This window comes from Chryseobacterium sp. UF-81 (assembly GCF_058245105.1).
Map to the genome: position 1 here is coordinate 205,822 of NZ_JBSIBX010000007.1, position 16,432 is coordinate 222,253.

General features: G+C 37.6%; 13 protein-coding genes and 5 tRNA genes. 11 read left to right on the plus strand and 7 right to left on the minus strand.

From position 1 onward, the window contains the following. Positions 1-66: 66 nt before the first annotated feature. Entirely contained in the window at positions 67-3,204 is a 3,138-nt protein-coding gene (locus AC4IFE_RS11965; protein WP_490757380.1) for an efflux RND transporter permease subunit, read from the minus strand. Between the two features lie 19 nt (positions 3,205-3,223). Continuing rightward, positions 3,224-4,264 (minus strand): efflux RND transporter periplasmic adaptor subunit, encoded by a 1,041-nt coding sequence (locus AC4IFE_RS11970; RefSeq protein ID WP_490757382.1) that lies wholly within the window; start codon positions 4,262-4,264, stop codon positions 3,224-3,226. Between the two features lie 754 nt (positions 4,265-5,018). Between AC4IFE_RS11970 and AC4IFE_RS11975 the strand changes: the two genes are divergently transcribed. The 3 genes from AC4IFE_RS11975 (at position 5,019) to AC4IFE_RS11985 (ending at position 6,855) form a co-directional block, all read left to right on the plus strand. Further along, the gene (locus AC4IFE_RS11975) at positions 5,019-5,270 is read left to right on the plus strand and encodes a hypothetical protein (RefSeq protein WP_490757384.1); all 252 of its coding nucleotides are present in this window, start codon (positions 5,019-5,021) and stop codon (positions 5,268-5,270) included. A gap of 26 nt (positions 5,271-5,296) precedes the next feature. Beyond that, a complete protein-coding gene (locus tag AC4IFE_RS11980; RefSeq protein ID WP_490757386.1) occupies positions 5,297-5,851 on the plus strand; it encodes a TetR/AcrR family transcriptional regulator in 555 nt (184 codons plus the stop codon). An 80-nt stretch (positions 5,852-5,931) separates the two neighbouring features. Then, positions 5,932-6,855: an AraC family transcriptional regulator gene (locus AC4IFE_RS11985; protein WP_490757388.1), complete on the plus strand. Its 924-nt coding sequence runs from the start codon at positions 5,932-5,934 to the stop codon at positions 6,853-6,855. Between the two features lie 381 nt (positions 6,856-7,236). Here the strand turns inward: AC4IFE_RS11985 and AC4IFE_RS11990 are convergent. Both AC4IFE_RS11990 and AC4IFE_RS11995 read right to left on the minus strand, forming a co-directional pair. Continuing rightward, a tRNA-Arg gene (locus AC4IFE_RS11990) sits at positions 7,237-7,310 on the minus strand. Between the two features lie 32 nt (positions 7,311-7,342). Continuing rightward, positions 7,343-7,417: transfer RNA gene (locus AC4IFE_RS11995), tRNA-Pro, on the minus strand. A gap of 570 nt (positions 7,418-7,987) precedes the next feature. On the opposite strand from AC4IFE_RS11995, the gene AC4IFE_RS12000 reads away from it, so the two are divergent. The 5 genes from AC4IFE_RS12000 to AC4IFE_RS12020 all read left to right on the plus strand — a co-directional run bounded on the left by AC4IFE_RS12000 (position 7,988) and on the right by AC4IFE_RS12020 (position 12,197). After that, positions 7,988-8,944, plus strand: coding sequence for a heme-binding domain-containing protein (locus AC4IFE_RS12000; protein WP_490757390.1), 957 nt, complete (start codon positions 7,988-7,990; stop codon positions 8,942-8,944). Continuing rightward, positions 8,941-9,414, plus strand: coding sequence for a hypothetical protein (locus tag AC4IFE_RS12005; RefSeq protein ID WP_490757392.1), 474 nt, complete (start codon positions 8,941-8,943; stop codon positions 9,412-9,414). Before AC4IFE_RS12000 ends, AC4IFE_RS12005 begins: the two co-directional genes overlap by 4 nt. Positions 9,415-9,452: 38 nt before the next feature. Next, positions 9,453-10,316, plus strand: coding sequence for a hypothetical protein (locus AC4IFE_RS12010; protein WP_490757394.1), 864 nt, complete (start codon positions 9,453-9,455; stop codon positions 10,314-10,316). 92 nt (positions 10,317-10,408) lie between these two features. Then, on the plus strand, positions 10,409-11,458 hold the full coding sequence (locus AC4IFE_RS12015; protein WP_490757396.1) for a sensor histidine kinase: 1,050 nt from the start codon (positions 10,409-10,411) through the stop codon (positions 11,456-11,458). Beyond that, positions 11,433-12,197, plus strand: coding sequence for a LytR/AlgR family response regulator transcription factor (locus tag AC4IFE_RS12020; protein WP_490757398.1), 765 nt, complete (start codon positions 11,433-11,435; stop codon positions 12,195-12,197). Before AC4IFE_RS12015 ends, AC4IFE_RS12020 begins: the two co-directional genes overlap by 26 nt. 286 nt (positions 12,198-12,483) lie before the next feature. On the opposite strand, the gene AC4IFE_RS12025 is transcribed toward AC4IFE_RS12020, so the two are convergent. The 3 genes from AC4IFE_RS12025 to AC4IFE_RS12035 all read right to left on the minus strand — a co-directional run bounded on the left by AC4IFE_RS12025 (position 12,484) and on the right by AC4IFE_RS12035 (position 12,777). Beyond that, a tRNA-Arg gene (locus tag AC4IFE_RS12025) sits at positions 12,484-12,557 on the minus strand. A 32-nt stretch (positions 12,558-12,589) separates the two neighbouring features. Further along, positions 12,590-12,664, minus strand: a tRNA-Pro gene (locus AC4IFE_RS12030). Between the two features lie 28 nt (positions 12,665-12,692). Further along, positions 12,693-12,777, minus strand: a tRNA-Ser gene (locus AC4IFE_RS12035). Positions 12,778-12,912: 135 nt separating this feature from the next. On the opposite strand from AC4IFE_RS12035, the gene AC4IFE_RS12040 reads away from it, so the two are divergent. The 3 genes from AC4IFE_RS12040 to AC4IFE_RS12050 all read left to right on the plus strand — a co-directional run bounded on the left by AC4IFE_RS12040 (position 12,913) and on the right by AC4IFE_RS12050 (position 16,339). Next, on the plus strand, positions 12,913-13,938 hold the full coding sequence (locus AC4IFE_RS12040) for an N-acetylmuramoyl-L-alanine amidase (RefSeq protein WP_490757400.1): 1,026 nt from the start codon (positions 12,913-12,915) through the stop codon (positions 13,936-13,938). 69 nt (positions 13,939-14,007) lie between these two features. Continuing rightward, a complete protein-coding gene (gene aspA, locus AC4IFE_RS12045) occupies positions 14,008-15,408 on the plus strand; it encodes an aspartate ammonia-lyase (protein ID WP_490757402.1) in 1,401 nt (466 codons plus the stop codon). Between the two features lie 76 nt (positions 15,409-15,484). Then, entirely contained in the window at positions 15,485-16,339 is an 855-nt protein-coding gene (locus tag AC4IFE_RS12050) for a glycosyltransferase family 2 protein (RefSeq protein WP_490757404.1), read from the plus strand. Positions 16,340-16,432: the final 93 nt, after the last annotated feature.

Here is a 16,432-nt window from a genome sequence, read left to right on the forward strand (position 1 = left end):
AACAAAGGAGTTTATTAACAAGGAATCAACGCAGAGCAACCGGTTAAAAAATTGATATTATAAATATTAGTGATGAGGTTTGGGCTTATATAAAATAACCTCGTCGTCCAATTGATCTTCAGGTGTTTCATCTTTAGGCACAGGATCTTTCAGAAGCTTGTAATACATCACCGGAACAATGAAAAGCGTAAAGATCATTGAGAAGATCAGCCCAAAGGCCAATACACTTCCTAAAGGTGCCCACATCGGGGATTTACCCAGGATCATTGGAACTACTCCTACGGCAGCAGCAGCAGATGTAAGGAATATAGGACGCATTCTTCGTTTAGCAGCCGCCATAGCCGCCGCCTTGTGTGAGTACCCATGTTCCCGAATTAGCTCATCTGCATAATCTACCAGGATGATTCCGTTTCTTACCACGATACCAATCAAACTGATGATTCCCATAAAGCCTGTCATTCCTAATGGATTTCCGGTAATGAAAAGCCCGAAGAAGGCTCCGAAAAGACTCAGTAGGAATGTGCACAGGATAATGAGCGCTTTTCCCAGACTCTTGAACTGGAACAGCAATGTCAGGAAGATCAGGATAAGGCTCACAGAAAGTGAAAGCATCATTCCCGGAGTATTTTCAGCCGTTGATTCCGCATCTCCTCCATATTGGATTGTCGTGCCTGCCGGGAGCGCAAGCGCCTCAATTTTTGGCAGGGCTTCTTTCAGTATTCTTGACGGCTTAGGGCCAAGCTGTGCTTCTGCCAATACACTGGTGTACTTGATGCCATTCCTTCTTGAAATTACTCCTGTATGCCATTCCGGCTGCAATGTCGCCACTTCCTTCAACGGGATCTTTCCGCCAAAATACGATTGTATGTGAAGATTTTCTAGGGCATTCATATCTTTCCTGCTTATGGAATCATATCTCAGGAAAATATCGACAGGTTTGTCTCCTTCCCATAATGTCGAAACGGAATATCCTTTTAGCCCGGCTCCAAGTGTTTGGGTAATGGCCTGATTCGTTACACCTAGCCGATTGGCCTTAACATCATCCACATTCAGCTTTACGCCCATATAATCATATTCGCTGCTCAGACGTACATTATTGGTTCCCGGTGTATTTTCAAGGATATTTTTAATCTTCAGTGCTACGCTTCTCTGGTTGGATTCATTATCACTTACCACACGGATATCAATTGGTGAACCTTCCTGAAAGCTGAGCTGCTTCAACTTAATGGAGCCATCAGGTATAAAGTTTTTCAGTTTTTCAAGATATTCTTTGACCATTTCATTAGATGCATCATTACTGATTGTTGTAATGAAAACCTGTGCAAAATATTTTTTGGGAGATTCCGGCGCATAGGAAGTATGGAACCGTGGCGAACTCATTCCTACGAAGCTTGTGATATCCACTACGCGATTGTCTTTTTTAAGGATCTTTTCAAGCTCTTTTACTTTAACTTCCGTTTTCTCCAGTGAAGTCCCGTTAGGCATCCAGACTTCCATATTGAATTGATTACGCTCAGTGAGCGGGAAAAACTCCGGATCTACTTTGGTAGCAATAAAGAGGGCACTAATGATAGATAGCACGCCAATAAACATTGTTGTTTTTGGCCATTTGAAAGCCAGGCCAATCCCATTATCAAATGCTGTCTGAAGATGATCCAGCATATTCTTCTTCAGGGGCCTGTCACTTACTTTATGCTTTAATCCTTTCTTAATGAATACGTAGCAGGTATATGGTGTAAGGAACAGAGCGACTAGCATTGAGGTGATCAGTGCAATAGCTACAGTAATCGGGAGTGAAAACATAAAATCTTTTGCAATGCCATCCATAAATAAAGCTAATGGAGCAAATGCAAATATAATGGCCATCGTTGCCGTAAAAATCGGAAGTGACAGCTGTTGGGCTGCCTGCCAGGCTGCCGTCCATGGTGTTATCCCTTCATCAAGCTTTTCAATATAATTATCAACTACCACAATGGCATTGTCCACCACCATTCCAAGGACGATGATCAAAGCGGCAAGGGTTACCTGGTGCAGTTCCAGACCCACAATCTGCATGAGCCCAAACGTAATAACGATAGAAATAGGCGCTGCTGCTGAAGCTACACCGGCTACCCGTATAGGAAGCAGTAACATTACAACGAGTACCACAGAACCTATCGCCATGGCGAACTCCACCATGAAATGACTGATACTTTCTCCAACCGCTTCTGGCTGATTCACAATCGTTTTCATATGAATATCCGGTGGGAAATTTTTCTGAATATCCTCAATCTTTTTCTCCACTTCTTTCCCGAAGGCTACGATATTGTTTCCGGGCTGCATGTCAACGGTCAGTACCATTGCCTTTTCATCTCCTACTCTTACCAATGAAGAAGGTTCTTCAAAACGTCTTTCAAGGTCGGCGACATCTTTCAGGCGCACCACATTGCCTGCCGGTGTGGTATAGACGATCTGCTCGGCAATATCAGATATATTCTTGTAACGGCTATTGGTAAAGACTGGAATGATTGCATTGGAACCGGAGGATATTTCTCCATTATATCCGGTCACATTCTGCTGCTGTATGGCACTGACCAATGTGTTGATTCCAAAACCGTACTGCTGTAGTTTCTGGTCATTGATCTTAATGTAAATCTGCTGTTTCTGGCCTCCGGATCGGTTAATCTTGGAAACCGTAGGTATTACCTTCAGACCATCTTCCAGCTTATCAACATATCTTTCGATCTCAGCGTATGTTCTTTCTTTAGAAGATACGGAGATGATCATTGCCGTTACATTGGCAAAATTACTGTTGATAAATGGTCCGACAACTCCGGCAGGAAGCTTTGGACGGAGATTCGCATCCATATCAAGCTGAAGCGTATGCCAGAATTTCTTACGGTCTTTGACATCAGTATTCATTTCCACGGTGAAAAATACCTGTCCTTCTTTCACTTCGGCTTTTACTTTTTTCTTTTTGATCTCTTCAAAGGAGAAGAGATACTGTTCTATCTTTTTTGCCACTTCTTCCTCAACCTGATGCTCATCGGCTCCCGGATAAAATGCATATACAGCAGCAGTCGGAATCTCGATTCGTGGATTTTCGCTTCGGGGCATATTGATAAGAGAATTAATCCCCATTACCATCAACAGGACTACCAGCACGATCACTACCTGCTTGTACTTCATCACAGCTTCCAGAAAATGCACTTTTTTATTCGTCATTTCTTTTATTTCTTTTGAATTAAAATTTAACAGGCTGACCATCTTCCAGACGCGTCTGCCCAGAAATAATTACCTGATCATCCGGAACCAGCCCACTTTTGATAACTACATCGCTGGCGCCTGCCATATTCTGCATTTCTATTCTCTTTTTAAATGCTATAGTCTTATTTTTAGCAGATTTTACGGTATATACATAGCTCGAACCATCAGGGTCTTTGAGGACTGCCTGAGCAGGAAGAATAATGACATCCTTATTTTTACCGGTATTGATGTTGATATCCGTAATCATCCCCGGCAGTATCTGACCTCCTGGATTGTCTAGACGTATCTTTACCGTATACGTTCTGGAATTGTCATCCGCCTGAGGATTGATGATGGTTATATTTCCATCAATCTTACGATTAAGACTTGGGATAGAAATCTCAGCAGGAGTTCCTATTTTCAGTGAACTGATCTCATTCTCCGTGATAGATGCAACTGCATACACCTTATCTGTTTTCACAATAGTAAATGCCGGAACTCCGGGAGCTGCTGTAGCACCGGCTTCGGTAAGCTTTTGGGAAACGATCCCTGAAAAAGAAGCATAAAGCTTGGTATCTTTCAAATTTTTCATGGCAATATCTCTATTGGCTTTAGATTGTGCCAGCGCTACCTTTGCAGCGATATAATCTCTTTCCGGTAAACTTTTTTTAATATACAGCTGGTTGAGACGGTTGAAATTGTCCTGAGCCTGATCCATTCCTGCGCCGGCAACAGCCAGGGCATTCTGATAAGTACTGGTTTCTATGTTTGCTAAAAGCTGGCCTTTAGATACGCGCTGACCCTCCTGAACATATACTGCGGTAACACGGCCGGAAACTCCAAAACCAATGTTCACACTGTTGTCTGCCAGAATATTTCCACTGTAAGAAAATGTTTCAGGCTGGGAAACCATTTCTATTTTTTGCACGGCAACCTTTATAGGCTCAACTTTGACTGTAGGTTGCTCTTTTCCGCCACATGCTGAAAGCAGTAACAGACTTCCTAATAAAAAAAGACTTTTCTTTTTTTTGATTATCATAAAATAAATTTTTACCGTTAAAAGGAATCCAATCAGAAATTGGTTCACCATGCAAATTTGAGGTAAGGAAATACATGATAAAAGGTCTGTTTTTGGCTGATATTGGTCTAAAACGAAACCATTATTCTCCAGAAGATAATAGCTTAATATGAAATAGCTATTCCGAGCCTGTTAAAACAAACCATCTTATGCTGTGTAAGACCTTTGCAATGCAATGATTTTGAATGATACTGAGATCATTTATTTTCTTTTAAAGAATTTTCTTACCGACTATTTGAAAACATATTGCACTAAAGATGCTCCTTTGAAAATAATGAGCATTCCAAAAAACAGCTTTTATATAAGGGTAATTTAAAATATTCAGAGATGATTATTTGTTCAGATTTTGACCAGTTTACACCGAATTCAGACCTTTTTTATTACCATTTTACTGCGGAAATTTGCATTATAAACCAATATAAAAGAAAATTAATGAAGCACCGGACCATATCTGTAACCAGTGAGCTGATTGGTAAAAAACAAGCCTGGTACTGATTACAAATATTGATTGATGGCGTGAATGGGATTTCAACATTGAAACTCAAAATGTATTGAAACTAAGGTCGGGAAACTAAGCTTATTTATAGTTAACACCGTAATTTTCTTACAGCGAGAGGTGTTATCACTTCCGTTTCGGGCTGAGCTATGGAATTTGTTGGTGGTAAAAAGAATTGAGGAAGATCTTACCATAATCGTGAACACATAAAAAATAGAAATGAAAAACAATGTGCTTTTTAAAACAAAATTCAAAAAAATTATAGATGCTTTCTGGCTTAGGGAAGATATCCTGGAAACAATTCCCAACTGCCAGTGCGAATATCTGGACAACAATTTCAGACTATTGAGTGTATCTTCTGAAACTTTATTTTCAGAAAATGAACTTAAACCTGTTTTTGAATTGTATAAAACGGAATTCTCTATTGTGGAAAGAAATATCTCAAGAGGCAGGGTGCATATCATATCCTGATAATGACTAATCCACCGACAAAAATCTTGAATACTGAAGAAAAAATAAAGGAAATTGCTAAATATGTGCTTTTCGTGGAAGGCAGGTTCTATGCCACAACACAGCAGATCGCACAAAGCGCAGGTATGGACAGAACGGCAATACATTATTATTTCCGCACAAAAGTCAACCTTGTTAACATCATCATTGGTGAAGTGATCAATGAATTTCCAGCTCCCGCTTGGAATGATATTAAGGCGCTCTCACTGAAGGAGAAACTGAAAAGATATATTGATTTCAATACTGAAAAAAGCAAAAAATATCCTTACCTGGATGTTTATATTATCACCCAGAATGAGTGTTCAGGATGCGGGGAAAAATTATTTTTCCCGTTGACGGAAATGATACCTGAGATCTCAGTTTGTATCCGTGAAGAAAGAACAAGCTACAACAATCCCTTATTGTTTCTTACGGATCTTGTTTCCATGGTTTCAGGTTTTCATATCTCTGCCGACTTCTTTAGGAAAAGATCGGATATTATATTATCATCATCCTTCTACCATCAAAGAGCTGAAAGTATTATAAATTTATTTTTAAAATAAATATCAAATTTGAAAATCAGCCGTATGATGAATTTTCGAATATATAGCATGATCCAACGGCTTATTTATTAACTTTACTAATGTTCATATTAAAAGCTATGACCCATAAAGATATTGTTTTTCATAATCTCCACGATCTGTTTAAAATGATCGACAAAAACGGTGATAATCAAAAAAACAACAATGATTTTTTCATCATCCGGGAATCTCATGACCTGGACGAAAATTCTTACAAATATCCTTTCAGAACAGACAACGGCGTAATTATGCTGGTTACAGAAGGGGAAGGTAAAATACAGATTAATCTTGAAGAAATAAGCGTTAAAAAAGATGATATTGTTATTTTTACCCCAAATTCAATTATTTATCCAGCCCACAAAGATTCTTACATCAGGGCAAGGGGGATTGTCTTCAACGATTCTTTTGTTCAAAAAAATATCCGCCACATGCATTACATCAATGAGATCATCTTCTTTTCCGAAAGAAATACTCCGATTTTACATCCCGGCTTTAATGAAAGGGAAACCATAAGGTTCCTGCTTGATAAGATCAGTCTGGCGGATGAGGAGGAAAATTATTATTCGAAAGACATCATTAACCATTATTTTAATGCGCTGCTCCTTGAGCTGATGGTATTATACCGCTATAATGACACCAGGACGATTGATTCTAAAACATCAAGAAAGAAGGATCTTATCAATCAGTTTCTTATTCTGCTTTCCGAGCATTCCAAAAAAGAAAGAGCAGTTGAGTTTTACGCTGAGAAGCTATTTGTGAGCCCAAGCTATCTGACACGAATCGTAAAAGAAGCCTCTGGTGAATCTACCCGTACCGTTATTACCAATTCTGTCATTATTGAGGCTCGTGATCTGCTTTTGAATTCTAATCTTTCCATTACACAGATTGCAGAAGAACTTAATTTCAGTGATCAGTCTTTTTTTGGTAAATTCTTTAAAAAGAAAATGAAAATGTCTCCTAAAATGTTCAGATCAAAAATGAAGTGAGAACTATTACCGAAATAATCTAAACTCCTAAAGCTGTTTTATAATATTTACTACCAACAAGAGCCCAGAATGCAGCAAATGGGATTCGTCGGGCGAAACTAAAGGGTAGGTAAGTATACTAATAAGGCATCATCATTAGGATTTATTAATCTGACATTGTTAGATGGTAATCTTGAAGCTTGACGAAAGACACTATAACCCTAAGGAGATTTCGAATTTGCGAAAAAGTCCTATAGGAAATATATTGAGGCTCTTCTAGATAATTTCAAACAAGTAATAGAGGAATTCTAGCTTCAAAAATTATCCCAGGTGTAAAAGTTTGGTTATAGATTTTTATGGGTATAAAAAAAGAGACAACTATTTGATAGTTGTCTCTTTAAGTGAGCGCGAAAGGATTCGAACCTTTGACCGTCTGCTTAGAAGGCAGATGCTCTATCCAGCTGAGCTACGCACCCATTAAATAATTTTGAGAAAATTACTAAAACAGTCGGGGCGGCAGGATTCGAACCTGCGACCTCCTGGTCCCAAACCAGGCGCGATGACCGGACTACGCTACGCCCCGATTGATGGTCATCTAAGCGAATTTTACTTCGTTTTTGCGAGTGCAAAGATAGAAATTTATTTTTAATAAAAAAGAGAAAATTGGAAAAATATTAAATTATTATTAGGTCTTACTAGGAGATGATGAGATTAGAAGATGTGAAATTTTAGGATTCAAATGATGCTATTTGTTTAATATCAGTGTTTTATAAAAAACACATTTCGTCAGCAGAGTCCCGGTACTATTGATATTATTTTTTAAATTAATTTCCTTTTTCTCATAGGCAGTTAAGCTCAATACAGCAAAAATAAATACAGCCGCTTTATTGCAGTAATCAAGCCTCTAAAAAAGCAATGCTTCCAAGCTTGTGGCTGAGTCTGATATTTTCTTTGTTTGATAAATATGTAAAATCATACTTCTGATCAAATTGTGTTGATTTGTACACTTCAATACCCAATTTGAACGCTTCGGTATTTTTTTTCTTTTACAGGGTATCCATGATCAATATTTTTGCTGAAAAGATCCAAACCTGATGATATATTCAGCTGTACAAAATATAATTCAATAACAAATAAACCCAGCAGCTATTTAATGAAACTTAAAAAGAACATAAAAATTACTCTTGCTGTTTTACTTATTGTTTTTATTTGTATACAATTCTATAATCCGGTACTCGACAGAGGCAAACCCGGTCCAAAGCTTATCGTTTTTTCCAAAGAAGTAAACGGTATTTTAGAAAAATCTTGTTTCGATTGCCACTCAGATAATTCAAAACTGAGGTGGTTTGATAAAATGGCGCCTGCAAGCTGGTTGGTAGCAGATCATATAAAAAAAGCAAAACAAGGACTAAATTTTTCTGATTGGAAAAATATGACAGAGACAGAGCAGAATGCTAAATTATGGGAGTCTGTAAATCATATTATTGCAGGTGAAATGCCCCTTAAAAGCTACATATTGCTACATCCGGAGGCTAAAATATCTGCATCCGATTTAAAAATTTTGAAAGAGTATGTAAGCAGGCTGGCACCAAAACAAAAAGCCGATTCTGCAAAAACAAATGCACTGGAAGAACAGTTCAAAAGCTGGATAGCGGAGAAAACAAAGGGCCAATCTCAAAAATTACCTGTGGATATCAATGGTATGGTATTCATCCCCGATTATAAAAACTGGCAGCCTATAAGCTCTACCCAAAGGCTTGATAATGGTACAATACGTATCATTTTCGGGAATGAGATTGCAGTGAAGGCAATACGTGAAAGCAAAACCAACCCATGGCCAAACGGATCTATTCTGGCAAAAGTAGCCTGGGATCAGTTGGCAGATGAAGAAGGTAACATCAGAACCGGTGCCTTCAGACAGATAGAATATATGGTTAAAGATCAGTTGGAATATAAATCTACCGCAGGATGGGGCTGGGCACGTTTTAAGACACCAAAGCTCGTGCCTTATGGAGAAACGAAAAGCTTCACCAATGAATGCATAAGCTGTCACCATCCGATGAAAGATAATGACTTTGTTTTTACTGAACCGTTTAAAACATCAAAATGAAGATAATTTACAATATTTTAATAGTCATGTTGGTTGTTTTTTCATGCAGGGAGGCTCCGGAAAAAGTCAACAAAAATGCTTTATTGTCTGAAATTTTTCCATTTGAAGAAACTGGCCTGAAAGCAATAGGTTCTGTTATCAATCCACAAAGGAAAACAACCAGTATTTTATATGGGAACGATTGTGCTTTGGAATCATTAAAAACTCCCGGATTATCCTTAAAAGGACAAAAAACTCTGGTATTGGTAACCTGGAAACAGCGTGATGATCCCAATTGGTTTGGTGCTAAATCTCCGTCAGATTTTTTGATGCTGGAAATATTGAAAACTAATGAGGATTTCAGCCAGATAGAAAAAGTTTCTTATAAAATGGTTAAAAGTAAAAATACCGGAAGTAAGGCGAAAACTGGAAATAAACAGAAGAAAAGAATTCAATTGATCACATCCATCGTTCCGGCAGTAATGCCATAAATATGTACAGATTAACAATAAACATAAATTTAAATCAAATGAAAACAAAAATTATGGCATTAGCCTTAGGGTTAGGTGTTTTGTTTACAAGTTGCTCCAAAAATGATGGTGAAAATTCAATGCCACAGTATGAAGTACAGTTAAAATCCAATGCTGATTTAGGTAACATCCTTACGGATAAAGATGGGAGAACGCTTTATTATTTTGCAAATGATTTTGATGGTAAAAATTCCTGCACAGGAGCATGCGAAGCAATATGGCCGGTATTTAATGTTGATAGCTTGACACAAGGCAAAATTTCTGAAGGATTGGAGATCACTGATTTTTCCACCATCACCACAGCTTCCGGAAGAAAACAAACGACTTACAAAGGCCATCCGCTTTATTATTATGCTCCGAAAGTAAATGAGGTAAATACACCCGAACCTGCAGGAGAAGTTAAAGGGAATGGAGTGGGTAACGTCTGGTATGTTGCAAAGCCAGATTATACAATTATGCTGACCAATGCACAGCTGACCGGTAATGATGGTAAAAACTATACCTCTGAATATACCGAAGGGATAGGCAAAACATTATATTTTACAGACAGCAGAGGTGTGACACTGTATACCTTTAAAAATGATAAAAAGAATAAAAATATTTTTACCAAAGCAGATTTTTCCAATAATAATGTATGGGCGGTGTACGAAGAAGATAAAATCGTAGTGCCTTCTTCTTTGGATAGAACATTGTTCGGAAGTATTAATGTATATGGCAAAAAACAATTAACCTACAAAGGATGGCCGCTATATTATTTCGGACAGGATAATAAAGTGATGGGAAGCAACAAAGGCGTTTCATTTCCGGTACCTGGCGGTGTTTGGCCTGTAGCAGTAAAAGATATGAATGCTGCTGTAGATTAATATCGGCGGATTCTAAAAACACAACTCATTATAAGTTCATTTTCGTCTAAGTTTGTTTACATTTACTTGTTTCAAGCTTAGACATTTTTGCTATGCATTTCATTAAATATATTAATCCTAAAAGCAATGGTATTTTTCGGGTATCCGGGAAAATAATCTGGTTTAGCTCCTTGTTTATAGGTGTGTTGGCATCTATCCCAAAAATTGTACAGCTGAATATTACATGGGTCGAGCTGAGTGTAGACGCTTCCATTGCTTTTTTGTATGCCCTTTCAGTTTGGTATTATAACCTGTTTTTTTTGCCAAAATATTCCGTTCATGGAATCCAGAATAATTTTTTTACAAAAAGATTATTGATAAGCAATTTGCTGGGAATTGTTCTTATGTTTACTTTGGTTACTATTCACCAGTTTATTTTTCCTAAATATAATTTTGGATCGATGATAATGATGTACCAATTCAGGGGAGTTTTAATTAATCTCACTATTTTTATGTTCATTCATTTTTTGTATCAAAGCTATAATGCGCAACAGATTCTGTTGCAGTATGAACGTACGAAAGCTGAAAATTTGAATGCACAATACGAATTGCTGAAGCAGCAGGTAAATCCGCATTTTCTTTTTAACAGCCTCAATACTCTGCAGGCAATGATTGATATGAATGATCCTGAAGCTTCAGGTTTTGTAAGAAGCCTTTCACATTTTTATAGGTTTTCCTTAGAAAATAAAAAAGACGATTTGATTATATTACAAAATGAGCTCGACATTCTGGAGTCTTTTACTTTTTTGCTGAAATCCAGATTTGAAGAAGGGATAAGTATTAGTATTAGTCTGGAAGAAGATTTAAAGAAGACTTTTATTCCTCCTTTTACCCTGCAGTTGCTGGTTGAAAATTGCATTAAGCATAATATTGTTTCACTGGAACATCCGCTATACATTGAAATTTATGAAGAAAAGGATTATCTTGTTGTAAAAAACAACAAACAGTTAAAAAATAATCAGGAATCTTTCGGAATTGGTTTGTCAAATATTAAGGGAAGGTATAGCTATATCAATTTAAAAGAAATAGAAATCACCGATACAGATGAAGAGTTTATTATAAAATTACCTATTATTCATGAAGATCCTAATTATAGAAGATGAAATAAAAACAGCTAAATCTCTTGCAAAATCAATACAGGCAATGGATGCAGAGGCAGAGATTTTGGATATATTGCAAAGTATCAAAAGTGCTGTTATCTGGTTTCAGAAAAATGAAAGTCCGGATCTTATTTTTATGGACATACAGCTTGCCGACGGACTAAGCTTCGAAATATTTGAAGAAGTTAAAGTTTTTTCGCCGGTTATTTTTTGTACAGCTTTCAATGAATATGCTGTTCAGGCTTTTAAAAATAATGGTATAGATTATATCCTTAAGCCATTCAATAAAAATGATATAAAATCGGCACTCAGCAAGGTAGAAAATCTAAAAAAGTATTTTCATGAAAGTATATCAGCACAATCTATTTCTAAAATACTTAAGTCACTTACTAACAATGATGGCAAGCAGAATTTTTTAATCTACAGCCGCAATGCCTATGTTAATATTCCTACTTCATCTATTGCTTATTTTTATAAAAGTATAACAGGGATTAATCTTGTAACTGATGATAAAGTAGTATACTGTGTAAATGAATCTCTTGATGAAATACATAAAAAGGTAAGCAGAAAAAATTTTTTTCGCATCAATCGGCAATATCTTATTACTTTTAAAAGCATTTCAGAAGTACAGCATTATTTTGATCGAAAGTTAATTATAAAACTTAAACAGCCTGTAGAAGAGAAATTAATAGTGGGCAGAGAAAAAGCCAGTGAATTTTTAGAATGGCTGGAAAACCGGTGAATAGAGTTTCAGGATTTTATAATACCTGAAAAGTGTTTTGTCGGTAATAAGTTTAAATGTCCTCCATTTATTGAAAATTTTGTTGAATTTTAATAGTTTGTTTGAACAGAAAAGACAAGATAATTATAACTTAAAGGAATTTTTGAATTGTGAAATAAAGAATTCACGTTTCAAAAACCGAACTTTAAATGATCCTAAAAGATTGAGAGTAAAGTTAAAGCCTGTAGCAAAAACACATGAAATTTATATAAATAAAAAACTCACAATAGAAATTGTGAGTTTTAAGTGAGCGCGTCAGGATTCGAACCTGAGACCGTCTGCTTAGAAGGCAGATGCTCTATCCAGCTGAGCTACGCACCCATTAAATAATTTTGAGAAAATTACTAAAACAGTCGGGGCGGCAGGATTCGAACCTGCGACCTCCTGGTCCCAAACCAGGCGCGATGACCGGACTACGCTACGCCCCGAAGTGTATATTGATGTAAGAAAAAAATGCGGAGGGTAAGGGATTCGAACCCTTGCGACGCTTGCACGTCGACAGTTTAGCAAACTGCTCCATTAACCACTCTGGCAACCCTCCTTTTTTCTTATTTTTTAATGATCGTTGTTCCGTTATTGCGAGTGCAAATATAGAATAGATTTCTTTATTTACCAAATAATATTCAAGAAAAATTTGCGTATTTTTGAGCAGATAAATGATTAAAAAATTAAACTGATGCGTAAGACATTATATATCATCGGATTAAGTACTTTTGTTTTTTCATGTACTTCCCAGCAAAATGTTAAAAAAAGTACCTATAAGCCGAAAGCCCCGGTATCACAGGCAAAACCGACAGTTAAAACTCCGGTGGCCGAGACTGCAAAACCTAAAATTACCAATGAACACGGAGTTGAATTTTTTACAACCAATCTTGCTGATCCTGCAAAAAATGACAACACGGCAAGTTACGGTTCTATCGTGTCAGCAAAGCCGGCAGGATACAAAGTCGTAAAGACCTATTTCCCTGCCATAGGGCAGAATTTTAGACAGCGCTATCTTATATTGCATTATACAGCATTACCTGATGATAAATCCATTACGGTTCTTACCCAGCAGGGTGTAAGTGCCCATTATCTGGTGAATAATACCGGAGACAATGAGATCTATCAGCTGGTGGACGAGAACAAACGTTCTTATCATGCCGGAGTAAGTAACTGGAGAAATGATAAAAACCTTAATGATACTTCTATAGGTATTGAGATCGTTAATGCCGGATATACATCAGATGCTGAAGGGAAAAAAATATTTGCAGCATTCAGTGATGATCAGATAAAAAAAGTGGCTGCTCTGGCTAAGGATATTGTCAACAGATATCAGATCCCTGCGACTAACGTACTGGCTCATTCAGATATTGCGCCAACCAGAAAACAGGATCCGGGACCTATGTTTCCGTGGAAAAAGCTGTATGATGAATACCAGCTCGGAATGTGGTACGATGAAACTGTAAAGCAGAATTTCCTAGCTCTGGCACAGGAAGAAGTACCTCTTAAATATAACGACCCTTCCTTTATCTTTGCTATCCAGACGGCATTGCAGAAATTCGGATATTATGTGGATCTGAGCGGAAAATGGGATGATGCAACAAAAAGAACTATTGAAGCTTTGCAGTACCATTTCCGTCCCCAGAACTATGACGGAATTATGGATGCCGAAACATGGGCAATTCTTCAGGCTTTAAATCAAAAATATCCAGCGAAATAACAATGAGAACGCATCGGTTAAGATGCGTTTTTACTATATCTAAAAATAAAAACAGCTAAAATATCTGTAATGGAAAATTTCAGAAAAGAAAGTGATCTGTTAGGCGAACTCAATGTGCCTGCAAACGCATATTATGGGGTACAGACGCAAAGAGCGATCGATAACTTCAAAATCTCAGGACAGCTTCTGTCTTCCTATCCGGATTTTATCAAAGGTCTGGCTTTTGTAAAAAAAGCAGCGGCAAAAACCAATTATGAATTGGGTCTGCTGGATGAAAACCTGTATTTCAAAATAGCGGAAGCATGCGATGAAATTGTAGCCGGAAAATACCATGAGCAATTCCCTGTGGATATGATCCAGGGAGGAGCCGGGACTTCAATCAATATGAATGCGAATGAAGTGATTGCCAACATCGTTTTAGAAAAATTAGGCAAAAACAAAGGAGAATACGAATTTTGTTCGCCGAATGACCATATTAATCTTTCCCAGTCCACCAACGATGCCTATCCTACGGCCATCAAGATGGGACTGCTGCATATGAATATCGGACTTGTTGAAAGGCTTGAAAAAATCGTTGAAGCTTTCCGTGCCAAAGGAAAAGAATTTCATGATGTAATCAAAATGGGCCGTACCCAGCTTCAGGATGCTGTTCCAATGACTTTAGGACAGGAGTTTGAAGCCTATGCAGCTACTCTGGAAGAAGATATTTCTAAATTAAACAACAATGCCAGCCTTTTCGTAGAAGTGAATATGGGAGCAACCGCCATTGGTACAGGACTGAACGCTCCGGTAGGCTATGCAACCCTTTGTGCAAAAAACCTCGCTCAGATTACCGGCTTTCCGGTTATTTCTGCACCGGATCTGGTTGAAGCGACACCGGATACAGGATCTTATGTGATCTATTCTTCCGCTACAAAACGTCTTGCCGTAAAGCTTTCAAAGATCTGTAATGATCTGAGACTGCTTTCTTCAGGCCCTAGAGCCGGATTATTTGAGATCAATCTTCCTCCTATGCAGCCTGGATCATCCATTATGCCTGGAAAAGTGAACCCTGTTATCCCGGAAGTGGTAAACCAGGTGTGCTTTAAAGTATTTGGAAATGATCTTACCGTAACCTTTGCTGCAGAAGCAGGGCAGTTACAGCTTAACGTAATGGAACCTGTACTTTCCCATGCGATAATGGAAAACATCAATTTTCTCTGCAATGCCTTAGATACGCTTCGTGAAAAATGTGTTGTAGGAATTACCGCTAACAAGGAAATCTGCCTGAATATGGTAAAGCACAGCATCGGGATTGTAACAGCGCTTAATCCATATATCGGGTATAAAAAGTCTACGGAAATTGCGAAAGAAGCTCTTGAAACCGGAAACAGTGTTTATAATCTTGTTTTGGAAAAAGGAATTCTTTCCCAGGAAAAGCTGGATGAGATCCTGGATCCGAAAAACATGCTGAAACCGCACAACAAATAAAATAATATAAGCGATAACAGGTGGTGAATGAATCATCAGTTATCGCTTATTATCCATCATCTATAAATTTAAAGGCTTGAGGTTTTTAATCATAATTCCTGCACATAACGAAGAAGGAAATCTTTCATTCACACTGGATTCTTTACAGCAGCAGAGCTTTAAGGATTTCAAAACTGTTGTGGTTAATGACGGTTCTACAGACGGAACAGCCGAAATAATCAGAAAATATACAGAAAATGATTCCCGTTTTGAAACGGTGAATCTTCAGAAATCTGCCCATCAGCCGGGTTCTAAAGTGGTAAGTGCATTCAAAAACGGATTAAAGACTCAGGATATAGATGAATTTGATATGATCTGTAAATTTGATGCTGATATTATCCTTCCCGAAAATTATCTGGAAACATTAGAACATGCATTTAAAAATAATCCCAAATATGGGCTTGTCGGAGGTTTGCTGTATGTGGAGAAAGATGGCGGCTGGGTATACGAGGGAAATTCAAATAAGCATCACGTAAGAGGCCCTATGAAAGCGTATCGCAAAGAATGTTTCATTCAGATCGGAGGCTTGAGAGAAACGCTGGGCTGGGACAATATTGATGCCATTCTTTTGGAAAACCTGGGCTGGAAAGAAGTTGTTATTCCTGAGTTGCAGGTAAAACTGATCAAGGTAAAAGGGGCAGATTATACAATCAGACCGGCAGACTATTACGGCAGATATTTTTACTTTTTAGGTCTGAACAGATTTCTTGCCTATATTGCTTCTTCAAAGGAAGCTGCGAAGAGCAGATCTGTTTCTTTTTTCTTTAAGATCATCAAAGCTTACGAAGCCTGCAAAACAGCCAGGCTGGAACTGAAGATCTCCAAAGACGAACAGAAAGTCATTAACGATAAACGATGGACAATGCTGAAGAAAAAATGGCTGAAAATATAAAAAGATAAATCCCATATTTAAATTCATATTTCTACCTTCCCTAAACCCTAAACCCTAAACCCTAAACCCTAAACCCTAAACCCTAAACCCTAA